We start from the raw sequence: 20,573 nt of genomic DNA, 5'->3' as shown, positions 1-20,573 counted from the left end.
CTGAGGGTTCGAAGCCCCCGCGTATCAACCCAGGTGCATTCGTCCTCTGTAGCCGCTGCCGCAGGCTGCGATAGGCCCGCAGGGCCTCGGCAATCTAGCTGGCAAATCAGCTTTCGGCCTTTTTCGCCCCAGGCCAGCCCGCCACCAACAGCAGCAACAGCGCGGCAATCAGGTAGGGCAGGCGCGGTTCGAGGGCGTAGATCAGCGAGCCGGCCAACGGGCCGATCACCACGCCAAAGCCCTGGGCCGCGCCAATGGAGCCGGCGGTGGCGCCTTGTTCGGAGGCGTCCACGGCGTTGGCCGCCAGGGCGGAGAAGGAGGGGAAGATCGCGCCCATGCCCGCCGCCGAGACAAAAAAGCCCAGCCACAGCCCCCAGGCATTCTCCACCAGCATGCAGCCGGCAAAACCGCTGGCGGCCAGCAGCGCGCCGGCGCGGATCATCCGCAGCGGCGGCCATTCGAGTTTGCGTACTACCAGTTGCGAGCAGATCAGCGCCACGCCGACCATGGCCAGGGCGATGCCGGCGGCCTGGGCGGCGTCGGCCGTGTTCAGGCCCAGGCGGTCGAGGGCATAGAAACTCACGGTGATCTGCGCGATGGACACGCAGAGCATGGCGACGAAGGCCACCGCCATGGGCCGGCGCAGCCGTGGGTCGCTCAGGCGTACCGAGCGTGGTGCCTGCTTGAGGTGCAGCTCCTGGCGCGGCAGCTTGTACAGCAGCACCAGGAACGCCGCCAGCGGCAGCACGGCCATGGCGTACAGCGGCAGGCTCAGGCTGACGCGGGCGAGCAGCGCGGCCACGGCCGGGCCCAGCACCAGGCCGACGGCGTTGGCGGCACCGAGGGTGGCCATGGCGCGGGCCCGATGCTCGGGCTCGACGTTGTCGGCGATCAGGGCAAAGCCGCCCACCGGAATGGCCGCGTAAAACACCCCGATCAGGCCGCGCCCGAGCATCAGGCCGATAAAGGCCAGCCACATGCCCGGCAGCAGGTGCAGCGAGACATCGATAAACAGGCACAGCGCCCAGTAGGAGAGGGTGAAGCCGGCCGTGCCGAGCAACAGTACCCGACGGCGCCCGAAGCGGTCGCTGGCCTGGCCCCAGGGGCGCGCCAGGAGCATCCAGATCACCCCGGACACGGTCACCGCCGCGCCAGCCTGCCAGGTGGCCAGGCCGAGCACACGGACGATCGGGCCGATCAGCGAGACGAAGGCCATCATCGACATGGTGCAGGCCATGTAGGCGACCATCAGCGGCAAGAGTTTGAACGGGGCGGCGGTCTGCGGCGGTTGGGCCGTTGGGGTGGACATGCAGAATCTTCCATGAAAGTCAGGAGTGCGCGGGACGTTATAGATAAAACGCGCCGCCGCCCAGGGTTATCGGCGCAAGTGAGGGTAGATCAGTAGCCTGGGTGATGGGGCGAATCATCGGCACACCGACCGGACGCTTGTCTGTAGGAGCGAAGCTTGCTCGCGATAGCCGCGCAGCGGCGGTATTCAAATTTCACCGCGTTGTCCTCTCGAACTTATCGCGAGCAAGCTTCGCTCCTACAGAATCGGCCCGGATCCCCGGAGCTCAGTTCAGGCCCAGCTTGCCGCGCAGGGTCGAGAGGTCTTCGGCCAGGGTGTTGACCGGGCCCACCAACGCCTTGCGGTCGTTGTCCTTGACCTTGTCGTAGGTCTCGAAGCCGCCGTCGGCGGTTTTGTACCTGGCGAGGATCTTGTTCACCGTGGCGAAGTTCTTGTCGACCTTGGCGACGAAGGCCGGGTCCTGCTGCTCGATCTGCGGGCGGAACAGGTCGACGATTTTCTTCGCCCCGTCGATGTTGCCCTGGAAGTCGTAGAGGTCGGTGTGGCTGTAGCGGTCTTCTTCGCCGGAAACCTTGGTCGCGGCCACTTCCTCCAGCAGGGCGGCGGCGCCACCGACGACTTTTTCCGGCGGGAAAGTCAGGCCGGCGACGCGGGCCTGCAGGTCCTTGACGTCCTTGTTCAGGCGGTCGGCCAGCGCATCCAGGCCCTGGGTGGAGTTCTGGGCGAACAGCGAGTACTCGATGCGGTGGAAGCCGGTGAAGTCCTCGGCCTCGACGCCTTGTTCGTGGTCGTCGACCCGCGAGTCGATGGCCGCGTCGAGGTCGCTGAACAGCTCGGCGATCGGCTCGATCGACTCGTAGTACACCCGAGTCGGGGCGTAGAGCTTCCTGGCGGTGGCCAGGTCACCTTTCTTTACCGCGTCGGTGAAGGCCTGGGTATGGCTGGCCAGCTCGTCGAGCTGTTCGGTGACGTAGATCTTGTAGTCGGAAATCGGCCCCACCAGCTCCAGCGGCGATGTGGCGGCAACCGCCGACAGCGGAACATGGAGCAAGCCAAGGGTCAGCAACACAGCGAGAGGCGACTTTTTCATGGGGCGTTTCCGTGGGGGTGATGTGGGTGGTGGTCAGGCGCTGGTTTTCGGTTGGATGGCCTCGAGCAGCGTGCGGCCGATGAAGTCGCGGTCGCTAGTGACGCCGGGCAGGGTGAAGAAATAACCGCCGCCGACCGGCTTGAGGTATTCCTCCAGGGGTTCGCCGTTGAGGCGGGTCTGGACTGAGATGAAGCCTTGCTCCAGGTCGGCCTGGTAACAGATGAACAACAGGCCCATGTCCAGCTGGCCGTTCTTGTTCACGCCGTTGGAGTAGTTGAACGGCCGGCGCAGGATCAGGTTGCGCTGGGTCTCGGCGGTGCGCGGGTTGGCCAGGCGGATGTGGGCATCGAGCTTGGTCAGCTGGCCGTGGGGATCCTTGCGGTAGTCCGGTACCTGCTGTTCCTGCTGGCCATCCATGGGCGCGCCCGAGGCCTTGACCCGGCCGATGATGCTTTCTTGTTCCTGCAAGGGCGTGCGGTCCCAGCGCTCGACGAAGTTGCGGATGATGCGCACCGCCTGATAGCTGCCATGGGCGGCCCAGGCCGGTTCGTCGCTGCCGGGCTGGACCCAGACGATCTGCTCCATGGCCTTGCGGTCGTTGGAGTCGGGGTTGGCCGAGCCGTCGCGAAAACCCAGGAAGTTGCGCGCGCTCTGCGCCGGCTCGCCAGGGCGCGCCGGGGCCTGGGGCGGCACGCTGCCTTCCTGCTTCCAGCGCACCAGCAGCAGGTCCGGGAGGTTTTTCACGATGTCGCGCAGGGCGTGGATATTGGTGTCGGCGGTGTTGGAGCAGAACTGCAGGCTCAGGTCGCCGTGGCAGCAGTCGGGCTCCAGCGCATCGTTGGGGAAGCCGACCATGCGTATCAGGCGCTTGGGTTTGGCCGCGGCCAGGCCGAAGCGCTCATCGAACAGCGAAGCGCCCACCGAGACGGTGATGGTCAGGTTGTCCGGGGTCACCACCGGGCCGAGGATGCCCGAGTCCAGCGGCGGCAGTTTGGGGTCGACCTGGGGGACCGGGCCGCCGGTCATGAGGAACTTGATGCGCTGGTCGAGGGTGCGCAGCAGTCGCTCCAGGTCTTCGCGATCGCTGGCCAGCACGTCGAACGACACCAGCATGCCGGCCGCCGGGCGCGGGGTGACGATGCCGCTTTGATGCTGGCCGTGGAAATCGTGGCGGTCCTGGGTCTTGTCGCTGCTCGGTGCTTGTGTGACCTGGGCGGCGGCTTTCCCGGTCTGGGCTGCCATTGCCGGGCAGCTCAGGCTGCCGCCGGCCAGGGCGACACCGGCGGCGCCCATGCCCAGCAGTACACGGCGGCGTTGGGCGGAGAAATCTGGATTGGAAGAGTCTGAATCGTTCATCGGGCGGGCGTCTCTGCTTACAGGCCCCAAAGGCCAAGGGCGGGATCGATTCCATCGAGTGCATCGGCCAGAACCTTGGCCTGGTCGGCGATCCGCTTGCGCTGATCGGCGCCGACACTGTCGTAGGAGGCATAGCCCCCGGCGCTGCGCAAGGCGCCGTACTGGCTGTCGAGGGCGCCGAGGGCGCTGTCGATCTGCGCCAGCAACGGTGCGGCGGGCTTGGCCAGCAAGGGCCGCAGCAGGTCGACGACCTTGCGGGTGGTCTCCAGGTTGGCGGCAAAGCCGTTGAGGTCGCTGTGGCTGTAGCGCTCTTCCTCGCCGCTGCTGGCGCGCACCTCGGCGATGCTGCGTTGGGCGCGCGCGACCAGGCTGACCAGTTGCTCCGGTGGCAGCGACTGGGCCAGCAGTTGTTGCTTGAGCCTGGTGACATCGCTGAGCAGGCGCTGGGCGATCGGCGCCAGGCCGCTCAGGTCGCGTTGCTGGAACAGCGCGTATTCGAGGCGGTGGAAGCCGACGAAGCCAGGGTCCTGCTCGCGTTTTTCGAAATAGTCGGCGCGCGCGTTGATGCTGTTGTCCAGCTCGCCCAGGCGCTGGGCGGCCGGGGCAAGGCGCTGGTAGGCTGCGCGTGCCGGCAGGTACAAGGCCTGGGCCTGGGCCAGGTCGCCGGCCTGGATGGCTTGCTCCAGGGCGCTCACGGCCTTGATCAGGGCTGTGCCCTGGCTGCTCAGGTAGACCCGGAATTCCGACAGCGGTCCGACAAAGGCGACCATCGACGGCCGGGCCTTGGCCTGGGCGTCGGACTCGGCGGTGGGGGTCACATGCAGGGTGCCGCGCGGGTTGCTCAGCAGGCCGCAGGTGATGGCGTAGTCGCCGGGCTGCAACCTGGCGTTGATCACCTGGCTCAGGCCCGGCGCGATGTTTTCCCGTTCTTCGACCACCAGCACGCCGTCGAGGATCTCCCATTCCACGGCGCGGTCCGAGCGGTTGACGATGCGGAAGCTGGCCGGCCCGGCCGGTACGCTCAGGGCGTTCGGCTCGCAGCTGTGGGGGTGGATGGTCACGGTGATTTCGTCCTTGTGCGCCTGGCGCTTGCTGGCGGCCAGCTGCGAGGCGTAATAGAACAGCCCGCCGGCGGCGATCATCACCATCACGGAACCCGCGAGCGCCCAGCGCAGGGCGCTCGGTGCCGGGGGCTGTGGGGAGGCTTGCTGGGTCATGGAAAGGCCTTACTGGCTGGAAACGGAAGACGATGGGCTGGCGGCGGGTGCCGCGCCGGGCAGGAAAAACAGCACCAGGGTCGCCAGCAGGTAGATCAGGTAGGCGCCCAGGGTGCTGACGGTGGGGGCGTCCTGGTAACCGAACATGCCGGCCAGCACCGAGCCCAGCGGGCCGTCCATCGGCAGGCTGGCGCTGAAGTCGAACAGCACGCTCTGCAGGTGGTTCCAGACCCCGGCCTCATGCAGGGCCTGCACCGAGTTGGCGAGGATGCCGGCGGCCACCACCAGGATGAACAGGCCGGTCCAGCGAAAGAACGCGCTGAGGTTCAGGCGCATGCTGCCGGTATAGATCAGCCAGCCGACAATTATTGCCAGTACCAGGCCGAGCAGGGCGCCGATCGGTGCGGCCGGGCCTTGGCTCTGCTGGAACACCGCGAGGAGGAAGAACACCGTCTCCAGGCCTTCGCGGGCCACGGCGAAGAACACCATGGCGATCAGCGCGGTGACCTGGTGCCGGGAGCCGGTCAGCGCCTGGTCCAGCGAGGTGTGCAGGGAATGCTTGATCGAGCGCGCCACCTTGCGCATCCAGAACACCATGGAGCTGAGGATGCCCACGGCCACCAGGCCGACGATGCCTTCGAAGAGTTCCTGCTGCTTTTGCGGAAACTCGGCGCTCATCAGCTCCAGGCCGCCGCCCACCAGCAGGGCCAGGGCCGCGGCGAGAAACACGCCGATCCACACGGCCGGCATCCACTGGCCGCGCCCGGTCTGTTGCAGGTAACTGGCGATGATGCCAACGATGAGCGCGGCTTCGATCCCTTCGCGCAGCATGATCAGAAATGGGACGAGCATTCAGCACCGGCGGGCAGATAGATAGGGAGCTAAGTTGTAACATGATGATACGTATTCGCAAATGACTATGGTTGCCATTTGCTGAACGCGAGCTGAACGGAGCGCGTTTCACGGGGCGCGTGTTTGTGTCTGTAGGAGCGAGCGGGCGGCGATCCGACTTGCCCGCGATAGCCACGCCGCACAATGCCTGACAAACCGCGGTGCCTGCATCGCAGGCAAGCCTCGCTCCTACAAGGGGGCGGCGGTGTTTGTGGGGTCAGGCCAGGTTCTGTTCGGTCAGGCGCTGCACGGCCAGGCGTCGGTAGTGGGAAGGGGTCATGCCCTTGAGTTGCTGGAAGCGGCGGTTGAAGTTGGAGATGTTGTTGAAGCCGGACTCGAAGCACACGTCGGTCACCGGCTTGTCGCCGTCGGCCAGCAGTTCGCAGGATTTGCTGATACGCAGGCGGTTGACGAACTCGACGAAGCAGCGGCCGGTGGCCTGCTTGAACACCCGGGAGAAGTAGGTGGGTTTCATGCCCAGGTAGTCGGCGACTTCCTCCAGCGGCAGTTCGCGGGCGTAGTGGGCGAAGATGTAGTCCACCGCGCGGTTGGTGCGGTCGACGTTGTGCTCGTCCGCCAGTTGCACGTTGGTGGCGCCGGACAGCAATTGGTAGTCGTCACAGGCGGCCAGCAGCTCCAGCAGGATGAAGAAGTGCCCGAGGCGGGTGATGCCGCTGGAGTCGGCGATGCGCTGCATCAGGTCCATGGCCTGGGCGATGGTGCGCTTGCAGCGAAACTCGATGCCGTACTGCGCGCGTTCCAGCAGCGGGGTCAGGCTCTTGAGTTCGGCGAACACCTGATAGCCGCTTTCGAACAGCTCGTCGGTGAAGTTCACCAGCATGTCGCGCTTGGCCACCACTTCGTCCTCGGCCACCTGGCTGATCCAGTTATGGGGCAGGTTGGGGCCGGTGAGGAACAGCGATTCAGGATAGAAGTTGCCGATGTAGTCGCCGATGAACACCTTGCCGGAACTGGCGACGATCAGGTGCAGCTCGTACTCCTTGTGGAAGTGCCAGCGCACCAGGGGGCAGGGAAAGCCGTGCTGGCGATAGATGATCGACAGGCCATTGTGGTCGTCCATCAATTCGTAGGAAGGGTCGGTGACTCTCGCTGATCGGCTCATGGCGCTGCGCTTTTTATCCTTGTTGCGCCAGATCATGCCTCCTTCAAACCCTCAGCACCAGTGCCGGAGCACATCCCTGTAGCCGCTGCCGAAGGCTGCGAACGACCCAAAGGGGCGCTGCTCTTGAGGCCTGCGGCAGCGGTTACAGGAGCGTTTCAGGCCAGGCGGTTTTTCGCCTCGATCCACTGCGCCATGTACTGGGTGCTCTTGTGGTGATGGTGACGCAGCATGCCGCCGGTGAAGTTGTCGCGGCGCAGTTGCGCCAGGTTCGCCCGGCAGTGCTGCAGGCGCTCGATCAGGGCCGGGCCGTGGACCTGTTGCCGATAGCGTGCAAGCAACAGTTGGCGACCCTGTTCCTGGGCCTGGCTCCACAGCGCCTGGTCCTGGTACAGGCGTACCGCCGCCGCGGCGATGGCGCTGGCCGACTCGGCCACCGCTCCCGGCCAGGGTGCGTCGCCGTGCATGGCTTCGGCGCCGACCGGGGTGGTGACGCTCGGCGTGCCACAGAGCATGGCATCCAGCAGCTTGCCCTTGATGCCCGCGCCGAAACGCAGCGGGGCCAGGCAGATCCGCGCGGCGGACATGACTGCCAATGCATCCTCGGCCCAGTTCATCACCTGGAAGCCCTGGGCCGGGTTGTGCAGGGCCGCGGCCTTGGGCGGGGTGTAGGCGCCATAGATATGCAGCTGCGCGCCCGGCAACTGCTGGCGGATCAGCGGCCACACGGCGTTTTTCATCCACAGCACCGCGTCCCAGTTCGGCGCGTGGCGGAAGTTGCCGATGCTCAGGAAGTGCACCCGTTCGGAGAAGGGCACATAACTGTGCGGCATGTGTTCGGGCATCAGCGGGCACCAGTGCAGCAAGGCCGGCGGCAGGCCGAATTGCTTGACCAGCAGCTCGATCTCGAACTCGGAGATCATCAGGCTCAGGTCGCAGCGGTACAGCGCCGCGATCTCGCGCCGGGCCTGGTCGGTGTCGGCCATGCCGGCGAACTCCTGCTCGGCGGCGGGGGCGAACAGGGCGCTGAAGTCATCGTTGTCGTCGCTGGCTTTCAGGCGCTCCTTGAGGCGCTGATGGCGAGCGTGGCGCAGGCTCTGCAGGTCGGAAGTCTCCAGCACGCGCAGGGCGCCGGGGCACTGTTGCTCGACGCGCCAGCCGAACTGCTCCTCCATCATGAACTGGTCGAACAGCACGATATCCGGCGCCAGTTCGGCGATGAAGCGGTCGAAGCTGCTGTTGTTCAGCTCGATCGGGCACTCGCGGATGCCCAGGACGCTCAGGTCTTCCTTGTGCTCGCCGGGGTTGGCCGGGCTGCTGAAGGTGATGTCCCAGCCTTGCCCGAGGAAGACCTGGAGGATCTGCATCAGGTGCCCGCTGGCCGCCGAGGAGCGGGGTTCGGGCCAGACGTAACCAATGACCAGGACTTTGGTGGCGGCGGTCGGACTCATGGAGGGTATTCCTGAAAAACGCGGGGGTGTCTGCGGGGGCGCCATTAAACCACAGCAGGGCGCTGGCGCGGCCGCCCTGACGCCCAGGGCCCAGGCGCTCGTCGGGTCAGCACGGGTTATCGAGGATTCAGCCGAGGAGGGTGCGGACCTTGTCGCGCAACTGGTCGATGGAGAAGGGCTTGCCGATCACCGCCATGCCGGCGGGCACCTCGATGTTTTCCGCGTAGCCGCTGGCGAACAGCACCGGCAGCTCCGGGCGCAAGGTGCGGGCGCGGGCCGCCAGTTCCTTGCCGTCCATGCCGGGCAGGCCGACGTCGGTCATCATCAGGTCGATCCGCAGGGCGCTGTCCTGCAACCGGGTCAGGGCTTCCTCGCTGCCCGCGGCTTCCAGCACCTTGAATTCCAGCTCCTCCAGCACATCGACAATCAGCATGCGCACGATGGTGTCGTCTTCGACGACCAGGATGGTGGAATCGGTGGTGGGCATAGAAAGTCTCTCGAAAAAAGGGAGGGGGCGGCAGCGGTAAAAAATCGCCTCTTGCAGCAATAAATAACGCGCAATGACAAGCCACTGAAGCTGTACAAAAAAATAATTCTGTACAAGCTGTGCCAGAATAACCTGTCTGATCGAGAGCTGGCAGTGCCGGATGGCAATTTGTGCCTAGAGTTGCCAGAAGAATAGATACGCTGCCCGTCTTTGGGGCAAACTCCATGGTTTTTGACACTTCACCAAGGCCTTTCAATGATCTCTTCGTCTTCGGTTGATGAACAGAGCTTTCGCAAGCTGCTAAGTCGCAACATCGCGCTTCCCCTGGGCGTGGGCGTGCTCAGCGCGGTGGTCTTCGTGTCCCTGATCAGCTATCTGCTGTCGGTGACCCAGTGGGTCCAGCACAGCGATCGGGTGATCAACAGCATCAACCAGGCCGCCAAGCTGACGGTCGACCTGGAAACCGGCATGCGCGGCTTCCTGATCACCGGCGACGAGCATTTCCTCGACCCTTATGAAGTGGCCAAGCCGCAGATCTTCAGCGAGTTGCGCGGGCTGCGCGAGCTGGTGGCGGACAATCCGCAGCAGGTCGATCGCTTCAAGCGCCTGGAAGCCTTGCAGGACGAGTGGAATCTCTACGCCAAAGGCATGATCGAGATGCGCCGCCAGGAGGGCGACTATCGCCGCTCGGTGCAGTCCGGCCGGGGCAAGCGCCTGACCGACCAGATGCGCAAGGAATACGACGAAGCGGTGGCGATGGAGCAGCAACTGCGGGTCGATCGCAACGAGAACGTCACCCGCACCACGGTCCGCAGCGTGGCCCTGTACCTGCTGTTCGTGGTGCTGATCAGCGGCCTGCTGGCCTATATCGGGCGTCGCGACCTGCTCAACCTGTCGAAGAACTACGGCGCCAACCTCGCCGCCCAGCAGAAAAGCGCCCGTGCCCTGGAGCAGCAGGCCTGGCTGCGCAGTGGCCAGACCGAACTGGCCGAGCAGTTGCTGGGGCAACTGACGCTGAACCTGTTGGGGCGCAATATCCTGCAGTTCTGTGCGCAGTACCTGGGCAGCGCTGTGGCGGCGATGTATGTGCGTGAGGAGCACGGCGGCCTCAAGCGCGTGGCTGCCTATGGCTTCTCCCGCGAGCAGGAAGAACGCGAACAGTCGATTTTCATCGGTGAAGGCATGGTCGGCCAGGCGGCCCAGCAGGACCGGCTGATCCGTCTGGACGAGGTGCCCGCCGATTACTTCAAGGTCAGCTCCGGCCTCGGTGAAGGCGTGCCGCGCAGTGTGCTGGTGGTGCCGACCAGCGACGACGACCGGGTCAACGGGGTGATCGAACTGGGCTTCCTGCGCGCCCTCAGCGAGCGCGATGTCGAGCTGCTGGAGCTGATCGCCGGCAATATCGGCACCGCCATCGAAGCCGCGCGTTATCGCCAGCGCCTGCAGGAAGTGCTGGCCGAGACCCAGCAACTCAACGAAGAGCTGCAGGTGCAGCAGGAAGAACTGAAGACCGCCAACGAAGAGCTCGAGGAACAGTCGCGGGTGCTCAAGGAATCCCAGGTGCACCTGGAATCCCAGCAGGTGGAGCTGGAGCAGACCAACGAGCAACTGGCCGAGCAGGCCCAGGCGCTGGCGCAGCAGCGCGACGCCATGGACCGCAAGAACGGCGAGCTGAACCAGGCCCAGGTGCAGTTGCAAGAGCGTGCCGAGGAGCTGCAGCGTTCGAGCAAGTACAAGTCGGAATTCCTCGCCAATATGTCCCACGAGCTGCGCACACCGCTGAACAGCTCGCTGATCCTGGCCAAGCTGCTGGCGGAAAACCCCCAGGAAAACCTCAGCGCCGAACAGGTGCAGTTCGCCGAGTCGATCTATTCGGCGGGCAACGATCTGCTCAACCTGATCAACGACATTCTCGATATTTCCAAGGTCGAAGCCGGCAAGCTCGAAGTGCGTCCGGAAAACACCAGCGTCGCGCGCCTGGTGGAGAGCCTGCGCGGGCTGTTCCAGCCGCTGACGGCGGACAAGGGCCTGGAATTCCATGTCGAGTTGCAGCCCGGTGTGCCGCAGAGGCTGTTCACCGACCGCCAGCGGGTCGAGCAGATTCTCAAGAACCTGCTGTCCAACGCGGTGAAGTTCACCGAGAAGGGCCAGGTCAGCCTGAGCGTGTCGCGTGAGCCCGAGGCGGGCATTGCCTTTGCCGTGCGCGATTCGGGCATCGGGATCGCCCCGGAGCAGCAGGAAAGCATTTTCGAAGCCTTCCGCCAGGCCGACGGCACCACCAATCGCCGTTACGGCGGCACGGGCCTGGGCTTGTCGATTTCCCGCGACCTGGCGGCATTGCTCGGCGGTTCGATCACGGTCGCCAGCGAGCCGGGGCAAGGCAGTGTCTTCACCCTGGTGTTGCCGGAGCACTACGTCGAGCGCGTGGCAGAGGAGCAGGGCGAACTCAAGCCGGTCGCTGCGCCGGTGGCCCAGGCGCCGAGCAAACCGGCGCCGGCACCCCTGGTGCCCGAGGTGGAGATTCCGCGTTTCGCCGACGATCGCGACAAGGCGCCGTTCACCACCCGCTGCATCCTGGTGGTGGAGGACGAAGCGAACTTTGCCCACATTCTGTATGACCTGGCCCACGAGCTGGGTTACCAATGCCTGGTGGCCCATGGTGCTGACGAGGGTTACAGCCTGGCCGAACAGTTCGTGCCGGACGCGATCCTGCTGGACATGCGCCTGCCGGACCATTCCGGGCTGACGGTGTTGCAGCGCCTCAAGGCGCACGCCACCACCCGGCATATCCCGGTGCATGTGATTTCCGTGGAAGACCGGGTCGAGGCCGCCATGCACATGGGCGCCATCGGCTACGCGGTCAAGCCCACCACCCGCGAAGAGCTCAAGGACGTGTTCGCCCGCCTGGAAGCCAAGCTCACCCAGAAGGTCAAGCGCGTGCTGCTGGTGGAGGACGACGACCTGCAGCGCGACAGCATCGCCCGGCTGATCGGCGACGACGACATCGAGATCACCGCCGTCGGCCTGGCCCAGGAGGCCCTTGAACTGCTGCGCGACAACCTCTACGACTGCATGGTCATCGACCTGAAACTGCCGGACATGCTCGGCAACGACCTGCTCAAGCGCATGTCCACCGAGGACATCTGCTCCTTCCCGCCGGTGATCGTCTACACCGGGCGCAACCTGACCCGCGACGAAGAGGCGGAGCTGCGCAAGTATTCGCGCTCGATCATCATCAAGGGCGCGCGTTCGCCCGAACGCCTGCTGGACGAAGTGACGCTGTTTTTGCACAAAGTCGAATCCCAGCTGTCCCATGAGCGGCAGAAGATGCTCAAGGCCGCCCGCAGCCGCGACAAGGTGTTCGAGGGGCGCAAGGTGCTGCTGGTGGACGACGATGTGCGCAATATCTTCGCCCTCACCAGCGCCCTGGAGCAGAAGGGCGCGATCGTGGTCATCGGCCGTAATGGCCATGAGGCAATCGCCAAGCTCAATGAAGTCGAGGACATCGACCTGGTGCTGATGGACGTGATGATGCCCGAGATGGATGGTTACGAGGCCACCCTGGAAATTCGCAAGGAGCCACGCTGGCGCAAGCTGCCGATCATCGCGGTGACCGCCAAGGCCATGAAGGACGATCAGGAGCGCTGCCTGCAGGCCGGCGCCAACGATTACCTGGCCAAGCCGATCGACCTCGACCGGCTGTTTTCCCTTATTCGAGTCTGGTTACCCAAGATGGAAAGAATCTAGTGGAGCGCAATACCGAGATCGAACTGCGTCTGTTGATCGAAGCTATCTACCTCAAGTACAGCTACGACTTCCGCGATTACTCCGGCGCTTCGATCAAGCGTCGGATCAACCATGCGCTGCGCCAGTTCGAATGCAAGACCATTTCCGCCTTGCAGGAACGGGTGCTGCACGATCCGGGCGCGTTCATGCAGCTGCTGCAGTTCCTGACAATCCCGGTCAGCGAGATGTTTCGCGACCCGTCACACTTCCTGGCGATTCGCCAGGAAGTGGTGCCGCTGCTCAAGACCTACCCCTCGATCAAGATCTGGATCGCCGGCTGCAGCACGGGCGAGGAGGTCTATTCCATGGCCATCCTGTTGCGCGAGGAAGGGCTGCTGGAGCGCACCATCATCTATGCCACCGACATCAACCCCAGCTCCCTGGAGAAGGCCAAGCAGGGCATCTTTTCCCTGGAGAACATCCGCGCCTACACCCAGAACTACCAGCAGGCCGGCGGTTTGCGCTCCTTTGCCGACTACTACACGGCGGCCTACGACTACGCGATCTTCGACAAGACCCTGCGTGAGAACGTGACTTTCGCCGACCACAGCCTGGCGACCGACAGCGTGTTCTCCGAAACCCAGCTGATTTCCTGTCGCAATGTGCTGATCTATTTCAACAAGAAGTTGCAGGACCGGGCCTTCGGCCTGTTCCACGAGTCGCTCTGCCACCGCGGTTTCCTGGTGCTGGGCAGCAAGGAAACCCTGGACTTCTCGGCCTACGGCGAGCATTTCGAGCCGCTGGTCAAACAAGAACGGGTCTACCGCAAATCATGAACGACGACGCCATCGGGCAATCCGCCTTGCCGCGGATCGAGGCCATAGTGATAGGCGCGTCGGCCGGCGGCGTCGAGGCGCTGCTGAAAATTTTCACGGCGTTTCCCGAGGGTTTCAGCCTGCCGATCGTGGTGGTGCTGCACCTGCCCGAGGAGCATCGCAGCCAGTTGGCCGAGGTGTTCGCCCAGCGCCTGGCGCTGCCGGTGCAAGAGGCCCGCGACAAGCAGAGCATCGACCGCGGCACCCTGTATTTCGCCGTGCCCGGTTATCACTTGTCGGTGGAGCAGGACCGCAGCCTGTCCCTGAGCCAGGAGGAACGCGTGCACCATTCGCGTCCCGCTATCGATTACCTGTTCGACTCCGCCGCCGATGCCTATGGCCCGCGCCTGGCCGCGGTGCTGCTGACCGGGGCCAACCAGGACGGCGCCCATGGCCTGGCCCAGGTCAAGCGGCGCGGCGGCCTGAGCATCGTCCAGGACCCGGCCGAGGCCCAGGTGGCGACCATGCCCGAGGCGGCCATCGCGCTGCAGCGGCCGGATTACATTCTCCCTTTGCACGGCATCAGCCGTCTGCTTGTCGAGCTGGAACGAATCGCATGTTAAGTAATATCCAAGCCAAGCTGCTGATCGTCGACGATCTGCCAGAGAACCTGTTGGCCCTCGAAGCGCTGATCAAGCGCGAGGATCGCCAGGTGTACAAGGCGCTGTCGGCGGACGAGGCATTGTCGCTGTTGCTCGAGCATGAGTTCGCCATGGCCATCCTCGATGTGCAGATGCCCGGCATGAACGGCTTCGAGCTGGCCGAGCTGATGCGCGGCACCGAGAAGACCAAGAACATCCCCATCGTGTTCGTCAGCGCCGCCGGGCGTGAACTCGACTATGCCTTCAAGGGCTATGAAAGCGGCGCGGTGGACTTCCTGCACAAGCCGCTGGATACCCATGCGGTGAAGAGCAAGGTCAATGTGTTCGTCGATCTGTACCGGCAGAGCAAGGCCATGAAGCAGCAGGTCGAAGCCCTGGAACAGAGCCGGCGCGAGCAGGAGGCGCTGCTCAAGCAGTTGCAGGCGACCCAGAACGAACTGGAGCAGGCGGTGCGCATGCGTGACGATTTCATGTCGATCGTCGCCCACGAGGTACGCACGCCGTTGAACGGCCTGATCCTGGAAACCCAGCTGCGCAAGATGCACCTGGCCCGCGACAACGCCGCCGCCTTCACCCTGGACAAGATGCACGCCATGGTCGACCGCGACGAGCGCCAGATCAAAAGCCTGATCCGCCTGATCGAGGACATGCTGGACATCTCGCGGATCCGTACCGGCAAGCTGTCGATCCGCCCGAGCCGGGTCGACCTGGTGCAGCTGGTACGCGGCCTGCTGGAGAATTTCGCGCCCCAGGTCGAGGCCGCCGAATCCTCGATCGCCCTGACTGCCGAAGACTCGCTGCTCGGCCAGTGGGACGAGTTCCGTATCGAACAGGTGATCTCCAACCTGCTGACCAATGCCTTGCGTTATGGCGCCAAGAGCCCGATCGAAGTGCGGGTGTACAGAGCGGACGGGCAGGCGCGGGTCGAAGTGCGCGATCACGGGATCGGCATCAGCGAGGAAAACCAGGCGCGTATCTTCCAGCAGTTCGAGCGCGTCTCTATCAATCATGCGGTGGCCGGGCTCGGGCTCGGGCTGTTCATTTCCGAGCAGATCGTCACCGCCCATGGCGGCACCATTGAAGTCGACAGCAGGATCGGCGAAGGTGCCCTGTTTCGCGTTTGTCTGCCGCTGTAGGAAAACACCGGCACCCACGCAACCTTCTGGATGACCGGATGGTCGTATCAGCAGCTATTGACCGAACAAAGGCTTCTCATGAGTGAAGATGCACAAGACGTCGTACTGATCGTCGAAGATGAACCGGTGATTTTGATGTTGCTCGCCGACTATCTGTCGGGCCTGGGCTACCGGGTGCTGCAGGCGGAAAACGGCGAGCAGGCGTTCGAGATCCTCGCCAGCAAACCGCACCTGGATGTGATGATCACCGACTACCGGCTGCCGGGCGGGATTACCGGGGTGATGATCGCCGAACCCGCGGTGAAGCTGCGTCCGGACCTCAAGGTGATTTTCATCAGCGGTTATCCCACCGAGATTCTCGAGTCCGGCAGCCCGATCGCGAGAAGCGCGCCGATCCTGGCCAAGCCCTTCGACCTCAACAGCCTGCAGGAACAGATCCAGCGCCTGCTGGCGTGATTCTCCGGGCAGGCCGATGGGCTTGCCGCTCCCTTTGGCCGTAGCTTGTAGCCGCAGCCGTCACAGGCCTTGCTGCAAGGCCGGGTCGTCAGGGTTCTGCTGTTCCAGCTGGGCCAGGAGGATCTGCACGTTCTGCAGCTGGCCGCTTTCCTTCCAGTACTTGATCAGCAGCACCCGCGCCTTGCGGTTGGCGGGTTGGCGCTGGACGATTTCCTCAAGCTGTTTCTGCGCCGCCTCCAGCTCTTCTTCGCTGTGCAGGGTGGTGGCCAGGTCGTAGCGGTAGCCGGCGTTGTTCGGCTCCAGCTCCACGGCGCGGGACAGGCCGAGCAGGGCGAACTCGCTCTGGTCGTGGTGCAGCAGCCACATGCCCAGGGCGTGTTGCAGGTAGGCGGAATCCTGTTGCGCCTGCAGTTGTTTGGCCAGCAACTGGCGGGCGGCTTCGCTCTGGCCCTGGCGGTCCAGTACTTCCAGTTGCAGGATCACCGCTTGCAGGTTATCCGGTTGCAGGCTCAAGGCGTGCTCCAGCGTCTGCTGGGCCTGGGCCAGGTTGGCGTTGTGCAGGTACAGGCGCGCCAGCTGGTATTGCGCCTCGACATTCTCCGGCTGGGCCTTGAGCACCTGGGTGTACTCATCGATCACTTGCTGCAGCGGCCCGAAATACAGGCCCTGTTCATCCGGCGACAGGCCGAGCAGGGCGGTGACGGCGGCAAAACGCACGCTTTGCACTTCATCGTCCAGCAGCGGGCCGATCAGCAGGCTGCGCTGGCGCGCCGGGACCAGGCCGAGCACCGCCGCAATGGCGGCCTCGCGGACCTCGGGTTCGGCGTGGTGCAGGCCGGCGTCGGCCAGTTTCAGCGCTTGCGGGCTGGGGTAGTTGTGCAGCTCGGCGAGCAGGCGGATGCGCCGGCTGTCCGACAGGTCGGGACGCCCCAACTGCTGATACAGCACCCGCGCCGCGCCGGGCTGGCCATTGCGCGCCTGTTCCAGGGCCTTGCCATAACCGTGCTTGATCGCATCCGGCACCACTGGCGGCGTGGTGCGCAGGAACAGCCACGCCAGGCCCAGGGCCAGGACGACGAGGAGGCTGATCAGCAGGGTGCGGCGGGGCTTGGTCATGCAGGCATCCATGGCAGGGGCGGCTTTACGAAGGCGCAAGCTTCGGTCAGGTTCCCCTCGGAGTCAAACCCGGTTGAGGGGCGACGGGTACGACTCAGGTTTTCACGGTGGGGGCAGGCTGGAAGAACGGCCCCGGCTTGTCTCATCACTCTGTGTGACGAAGGGATTGGCGCGAAGGATCAAAAGTTCGGGAAAAATTGCCTTCCTGCCGGGAAGGCCGGGACGATAAGCTTTCCCGACCGCCGATTGACTAGGCTAGCCGCAGGTGCCCTTTGCCCAGAACCCACTCATGCAGCCACTGATCAACTACTTCAAGGTCGTGATCCACCCCGGGGGCGCGGTGCTGCGCTTCGCCTTGCGCACCATTGCCGCGGGCCTCTTGACCCTGTACCTGGCCTTCATCTTCGATCTCGACCAGCCCAAGTGGTCGCTGATGGCGGTGATCATCGTCAGCCAGCCCCTGGCCGGCATGGCCCTGGCCCGCAGCTTCGGCCAGGTGATCGGCACCACCCTGGGGGCCGCGGTGGCGGTGCTGATCATGGCGATCTTCCCCCAGGCGCCGCTGCCGTTCCTGGTCACCCTCGGCCTGTGGCTGGCGTTGTGCACCGCCGGCGGCACCTTGCTGCGCTACACCAGTTCCCAGGCGTTCGTGCTCAGTGGCTACACCGCGGTGGTGGTGGCGATGCTGGCGATCCCCGAGCAGGGCAACACCCTGATGCTGGCCATTACCCGGGTTACCGAGACCCTGCTGGCAGTGGCCTGCGTCTGCGTGGTCAGCCTGCTGACGGCGCGCCCGGAGGCGGTCGCCCACGGCTACTTCGCCAAGATCGACCAGGTGCTCAAGCTGCTGGCGACCCACGCCGCGGCGGCGATTCGCACCGACGAAAGCGAGGCCGACTTCCACAAGCGGCAGATGCAACTGCTGGGCGAGATCAGCGCATTGGAGGGTTTGCGCCGCCACCTGTATTTCGACGCGCCGCGCCTGCGCAGCGCCGACGGCCTGGTGCAATTGCTGGGCAACCAGTTGGTGCTGCTGACCTCGCGCCTCACCGTGCTGCGTCACCAGCGCGAATTGCTGCGGGCGCGCTGGGTCGGCGAGTTGCCGGAGGCGATCCAGCAACTGCGCGCCGACGAGCTGGCGTTTCTCGATGAACTGGCGCAGCACGGCCGCGCCTTGCCCGCGGCCTCGCGGCAGCAGTTCGGGCAATTGCAGCAGCGCTTCGATGAACAAGCGCGGCGCGCCGAGCGCGAGGCCGATGCCTTGCCCGCCACACTGCGTTCCCTGGCCTGGGCCCTGCGCTGGGAACAGGCACGGATGCTCAAGCAACTCGAAGACATTCTCGAATTCAGCGATGCCATCCAGGATGGGCGCCAGGCCAGTTGCCTGTACCGCCAGGGCCGGGCCAATCCGCTGCACCTGGACTGGCCCCTGGCGGCGATGAATGCGCTGCGGGCCTTTACCGCGCTGCTGGTCGCCGGGTTGATCTGGATCGAAACCGCCTGGGACGGCGCGCGTTCGAGCATGGTCCTGGTGGGCATTCTCTGTTCGCTGATGGCGACCTTTCCCCGGCCCCTGGCGGCGGCGCAAAGCTACATGCGCGGCCAGGCCCTGGCGCTGGTGATATCGGCGGTCTACGTCTTCGCCCTGGTGCCCTTGATCGGCGATTTCGAGTGGCTGGCGCTGCTGCTGGTGCCGCTGCTGTATACGGTCGCGGTGGGCCTGGCCAGCCCGATGACCGCCGGCATCGGCATGGGCCTGGGGCTGTCGAGCCTGCTGATGATCGGCCCGCAGAACATCGGCGCCTGGCAGAACAGCGCCATCCAGTGGTTCGAGTTCGCCGGGGCCTATGTCAGCGGCGGGGTGCTGTCGTTGCTGGTGTACGCCTTCATCTTTCCCTTCAACCCGGTGCTGCGCATTCGCCGCTTGTTCCGCGACACCCGCGAGCAGGTGTACGCCTTGCAGAAAACCACGGCCAGCGACGAGGAGCAGTTTGTTTTCGAGAGCCGCATGGTCGACCGCCTGACCCAGATGCTCGGGCTGTTGCCCGCCGCCGGCGACCGGGCTTCCGCCGAGCGTTTCGAAACCAGCCTGGCCTGCATGACCCTGGGCGTGGCGATGAACCAGCTCAAGCAGCAGAGCCTGGACAACCCCTGGCTGAGCGGCGCGGCCAACGCCGACCTGCAGCAGTTGCTGCGGCGGATCGGGCGTTATGTGGCCGGGCGCTCGGGGCTGGATGTGGACGAGCTGCTGGCGCGGCTGCGGGAGTTGGGCGATTACCTCGACCAGCTGCACACCGACGACCGGCCCCAGGCCCACGAACAGCTGTGGTCGGTGTTCCGCATGCGTGTCTCGCTGCTGATCGTCGGCGCCTTCCTGGAACGCTACCGCCCCATGCTGCAACCCACGGAAACAGGAGAGCCGGCCCTTGCCCATTGATTTCGAGTTCGGCGGCGTCTACCTGCCGCCCATCGCCCAGGCCCTGTTGCTGGCCTTGCCGATTTTCCTGCTGCTCGACTGGGGGCTACGGCGCCTCGGTGTGTTGCGCTTCGTCTGGCACGAAGCCTTGTTCGAAGGGGCGCTGTATGCCTGCGTCTGCGCCATTGTCATTCTGCTGATGGGAAGCCTATGAATCTGAAAAACACCCTGGCCCGTTCGATCACCCTGGTGGCGGTAGTGCTGGCGCTGGTGCTGGGCTGGTTCGCCTGGGAGCATTACACCCGCGCGCCCTGGACCCGCGATGCGCGGGTGCGGGCCGATGTGGTGACGCTGTCGGCGGATGTCGCCGGGCGCATCGTCAGCCTGCAGGTGCAGGACAACCAGCACGTGGACAAGGGCCAGCTGCTGCTGGAGATCGACCCGGCGCAATATGCCCTGGCCGTGGAGCATGCCAAGCGTTCGGTGGAAGTGGCGGTCGCCACCCTCGGCCAGTCCGAAGCGGCGATTGCCGCCAGCGCCGCGCAGCTCAAGCAGCGGCAAAGCGAAGAGCGCCGGCGCCGGAGCCTGAAGCAGGGCTTCGCGATTTCCGGCGAGGAGTGGGAGAAGTCCAATACCGATGTGGCGGTGGCCCAGGCCGACCTGTTGCGTGACCAGGCTAATCTCGGCCTGGCCCAGGCCAACGTGCACCTGGCCCAGGCGGCGCTGAAACAGGCCGAGCTGGACCTGCGGCGCACCCGGGTCGAAGCCCCAGTCAGCGGCTACGTGACCAACCTGCAGACCCGCCAGGGCGACTACGCCAGTGCCGGCACGGCCTTGCTGGCCCTGGTGGACAGCGACTCCTTTTATGTCAGCGGCTACTTCGAGGAGACCAAGCTGCCGCGGATCGAGGAGGGCAGCGCGGTGCGCATCCAGCTGATGAGCGGCGAGACCTTCGGCGGCAAGGTGCAGAGCATCGCCTTCGCCATTACCGACCGCGAGAACTCCCAGGGCAGCCGCCTGCTGGCCAACATCAACCCCAGCTACACCTGGGTCAAGCTGGCGCAGCGGGTGCCGGTGCGAATCGCCATCGACCCCGATTACCCGGGCAGGGACAAATTGCGCGCCGGCACCACGGCGACGGTGACGGTGACGGTGTTGGAGTAGGCACAGAGTGGGGTGTCTGAACGATCTCTATCGCGGGCAAGCCTCGCTCCTACGGGACCGCATTGATCTGTAGGAGCGAGCGGGCGGCGATCCGACTTGCCCGCGATGCTTTTTACCAGGCAAAAAAAAGCCCCGCGACCGAATGAGAACACGGGGCAAAA

General features: G+C 65.0%; 17 protein-coding genes. 8 read left to right on the top strand and 9 right to left on the bottom strand.

Features of this window, described 5'->3' with window-relative positions; all coding sequences use genetic code 11:
• Positions 1 to 106: 106 nt before the first annotated feature.
• From J4D52_RS12745 to J4D52_RS12710, 8 genes are all read right to left on the bottom strand, one after another.
• Positions 107 to 1,309, bottom strand: coding sequence for an MFS transporter (locus J4D52_RS12745; protein WP_102676705.1), 1,203 nt, complete (start codon positions 1,307 to 1,309; stop codon positions 107 to 109).
• A gap of 265 nt (positions 1,310 to 1,574) precedes the next feature.
• Entirely contained in the window at positions 1,575 to 2,399 is an 825-nt protein-coding gene (gene efeO, locus J4D52_RS12740; protein WP_102676706.1) for an iron uptake system protein EfeO, read from the bottom strand.
• Positions 2,400 to 2,432: 33 nt separating this feature from the next.
• Positions 2,433 to 3,755 carry an iron uptake transporter deferrochelatase/peroxidase subunit gene (gene efeB / locus J4D52_RS12735; protein ID WP_102676707.1) on the bottom strand — a complete coding sequence of 441 codons (1,323 nt, stop codon included), beginning with the start codon at positions 3,753 to 3,755 and terminating at the stop codon, positions 2,433 to 2,435.
• 17 nt (positions 3,756 to 3,772) lie between these two features.
• Entirely contained in the window at positions 3,773 to 4,972 is a 1,200-nt protein-coding gene (gene efeO / locus J4D52_RS12730) for an iron uptake system protein EfeO (RefSeq protein WP_102676708.1), read from the bottom strand.
• Between the two features lie 9 nt (positions 4,973 to 4,981).
• Positions 4,982 to 5,824, bottom strand: coding sequence for an iron uptake transporter permease EfeU (efeU, locus tag J4D52_RS12725; RefSeq protein WP_102676709.1), 843 nt, complete (start codon positions 5,822 to 5,824; stop codon positions 4,982 to 4,984).
• Between the two features lie 256 nt (positions 5,825 to 6,080).
• Positions 6,081 to 6,986 (bottom strand): AraC family transcriptional regulator, encoded by a 906-nt coding sequence (locus tag J4D52_RS12720; RefSeq protein WP_009049268.1) that lies wholly within the window; start codon positions 6,984 to 6,986, stop codon positions 6,081 to 6,083.
• 155 nt (positions 6,987 to 7,141) lie between these two features.
• A complete protein-coding gene (locus J4D52_RS12715) occupies positions 7,142 to 8,434 on the bottom strand; it encodes a glycosyltransferase (protein WP_102676710.1) in 1,293 nt (430 codons plus the stop codon).
• 127 nt (positions 8,435 to 8,561) lie between these two features.
• Positions 8,562 to 8,921 carry a response regulator gene (locus J4D52_RS12710; RefSeq protein WP_025808687.1) on the bottom strand — a complete coding sequence of 120 codons (360 nt, stop codon included), beginning with the start codon at positions 8,919 to 8,921 and terminating at the stop codon, positions 8,562 to 8,564.
• 255 nt (positions 8,922 to 9,176) lie between these two features.
• On the opposite strand from J4D52_RS12710, the gene J4D52_RS12705 reads away from it, so the two are divergent.
• The 5 genes from J4D52_RS12705 to J4D52_RS12685 all read left to right on the top strand — a co-directional run bounded on the left by J4D52_RS12705 (position 9,177) and on the right by J4D52_RS12685 (position 15,716).
• Positions 9,177 to 12,668, top strand: a complete 3,492-nt coding sequence (locus J4D52_RS12705) for a response regulator (RefSeq protein ID WP_102676711.1) — start codon at positions 9,177 to 9,179, stop codon at positions 12,666 to 12,668.
• Complete coding sequence (locus J4D52_RS12700) at positions 12,668 to 13,483, top strand: protein-glutamate O-methyltransferase CheR (RefSeq protein WP_025808689.1); 816 nt, start codon at positions 12,668 to 12,670, stop codon at positions 13,481 to 13,483. Before J4D52_RS12705 ends, J4D52_RS12700 begins: the two co-directional genes overlap by 1 nt.
• Positions 13,480 to 14,085 carry a chemotaxis protein CheB gene (locus tag J4D52_RS12695; RefSeq protein ID WP_025808690.1) on the top strand — a complete coding sequence of 202 codons (606 nt, stop codon included), beginning with the start codon at positions 13,480 to 13,482 and terminating at the stop codon, positions 14,083 to 14,085. Before J4D52_RS12700 ends, J4D52_RS12695 begins: the two co-directional genes overlap by 4 nt.
• Positions 14,079 to 15,260 carry a hybrid sensor histidine kinase/response regulator gene (locus J4D52_RS12690; protein WP_025808691.1) on the top strand — a complete coding sequence of 394 codons (1,182 nt, stop codon included), beginning with the start codon at positions 14,079 to 14,081 and terminating at the stop codon, positions 15,258 to 15,260. The genes J4D52_RS12695 and J4D52_RS12690 overlap by 7 nt, the downstream gene beginning before the upstream one ends.
• A 78-nt stretch (positions 15,261 to 15,338) precedes the next feature.
• Positions 15,339 to 15,716, top strand: coding sequence for a response regulator (locus J4D52_RS12685; protein ID WP_009049261.1), 378 nt, complete (start codon positions 15,339 to 15,341; stop codon positions 15,714 to 15,716).
• A gap of 60 nt (positions 15,717 to 15,776) precedes the next feature.
• On the opposite strand, the gene J4D52_RS12680 is transcribed toward J4D52_RS12685, so the two are convergent.
• Complete coding sequence (locus J4D52_RS12680; RefSeq protein WP_102676712.1) at positions 15,777 to 16,832, bottom strand: tetratricopeptide repeat protein; 1,056 nt, start codon at positions 16,830 to 16,832, stop codon at positions 15,777 to 15,779.
• A 289-nt stretch (positions 16,833 to 17,121) separates the two neighbouring features.
• Here J4D52_RS12680 and J4D52_RS12675 point away from each other — a divergent pair, with 289 nt between their 5' ends.
• Genes J4D52_RS12675 through J4D52_RS12665 form a run of 3 tightly spaced genes read left to right on the top strand, consistent with a single transcriptional unit; the run spans position 17,122 to position 20,412 of the window.
• A complete protein-coding gene (locus J4D52_RS12675) occupies positions 17,122 to 19,269 on the top strand; it encodes an FUSC family protein (protein ID WP_102676713.1) in 2,148 nt (715 codons plus the stop codon).
• Positions 19,259 to 19,462 carry a DUF1656 domain-containing protein gene (locus tag J4D52_RS12670; RefSeq protein ID WP_025808694.1) on the top strand — a complete coding sequence of 68 codons (204 nt, stop codon included), beginning with the start codon at positions 19,259 to 19,261 and terminating at the stop codon, positions 19,460 to 19,462. Before J4D52_RS12675 ends, J4D52_RS12670 begins: the two co-directional genes overlap by 11 nt.
• Positions 19,459 to 20,412 carry an HlyD family secretion protein gene (locus tag J4D52_RS12665; RefSeq protein ID WP_102676714.1) on the top strand — a complete coding sequence of 318 codons (954 nt, stop codon included), beginning with the start codon at positions 19,459 to 19,461 and terminating at the stop codon, positions 20,410 to 20,412. Before J4D52_RS12670 ends, J4D52_RS12665 begins: the two co-directional genes overlap by 4 nt.
• Positions 20,413 to 20,573 lie beyond the last annotated feature (161 nt).

The organism is Pseudomonas sp. GW460-12-10-14-TSB1 (assembly GCF_017349775.1).
Taxonomy (GTDB): Bacteria; Pseudomonadota; Gammaproteobacteria; order Pseudomonadales; family Pseudomonadaceae; genus Aquipseudomonas; species Aquipseudomonas piscium.
The sequence above is the reverse complement of the archived record's forward strand: the minus strand, read 5'-3'. Positions and strand labels throughout refer to the sequence as shown.

What these genes read in the sequence shown, in the direction of transcription:
- J4D52_RS12745 (WP_102676705.1), bottom strand. Translation starts at nt 1,309, where the DNA reads ATGTCCACCCCAACGGCCCAACCGCCGCAGACCGCCGCCCCGTTCAAA.
- efeO (WP_102676706.1), bottom strand. Translation starts at nt 2,399, where the DNA reads ATGAAAAAGTCGCCTCTCGCTGTGTTGCTGACCCTTGGCTTGCTCCAT.
- efeB (WP_102676707.1), bottom strand. Translation starts at nt 3,755, where the DNA reads ATGAACGATTCAGACTCTTCCAATCCAGATTTCTCCGCCCAACGCCGC.
- efeO (WP_102676708.1), bottom strand. Translation starts at nt 4,972, where the DNA reads ATGACCCAGCAAGCCTCCCCACAGCCCCCGGCACCGAGCGCCCTGCGC.
- efeU (WP_102676709.1), bottom strand. Translation starts at nt 5,824, where the DNA reads ATGCTCGTCCCATTTCTGATCATGCTGCGCGAAGGGATCGAAGCCGCG.
- J4D52_RS12720 (WP_009049268.1), bottom strand. Translation starts at nt 6,986, where the DNA reads ATGAGCCGATCAGCGAGAGTCACCGACCCTTCCTACGAATTGATGGAC.
- J4D52_RS12715 (WP_102676710.1), bottom strand. Translation starts at nt 8,434, where the DNA reads ATGAGTCCGACCGCCGCCACCAAAGTCCTGGTCATTGGTTACGTCTGG.
- J4D52_RS12710 (WP_025808687.1), bottom strand. Translation starts at nt 8,921, where the DNA reads ATGCCCACCACCGATTCCACCATCCTGGTCGTCGAAGACGACACCATC.
- J4D52_RS12705 (WP_102676711.1), top strand. Translation starts at nt 9,177, where the DNA reads ATGATCTCTTCGTCTTCGGTTGATGAACAGAGCTTTCGCAAGCTGCTA.
- J4D52_RS12695 (WP_025808690.1), top strand. Translation starts at nt 13,480, where the DNA reads ATGAACGACGACGCCATCGGGCAATCCGCCTTGCCGCGGATCGAGGCC.
- J4D52_RS12690 (WP_025808691.1), top strand. Translation starts at nt 14,079, where the DNA reads ATGTTAAGTAATATCCAAGCCAAGCTGCTGATCGTCGACGATCTGCCA.
- J4D52_RS12685 (WP_009049261.1), top strand. Translation starts at nt 15,339, where the DNA reads ATGAGTGAAGATGCACAAGACGTCGTACTGATCGTCGAAGATGAACCG.
- J4D52_RS12680 (WP_102676712.1), bottom strand. Translation starts at nt 16,832, where the DNA reads ATGACCAAGCCCCGCCGCACCCTGCTGATCAGCCTCCTCGTCGTCCTG.
- J4D52_RS12675 (WP_102676713.1), top strand. Translation starts at nt 17,122, where the DNA reads ATGCAGCCACTGATCAACTACTTCAAGGTCGTGATCCACCCCGGGGGC.
- J4D52_RS12665 (WP_102676714.1), top strand. Translation starts at nt 19,459, where the DNA reads ATGAATCTGAAAAACACCCTGGCCCGTTCGATCACCCTGGTGGCGGTA.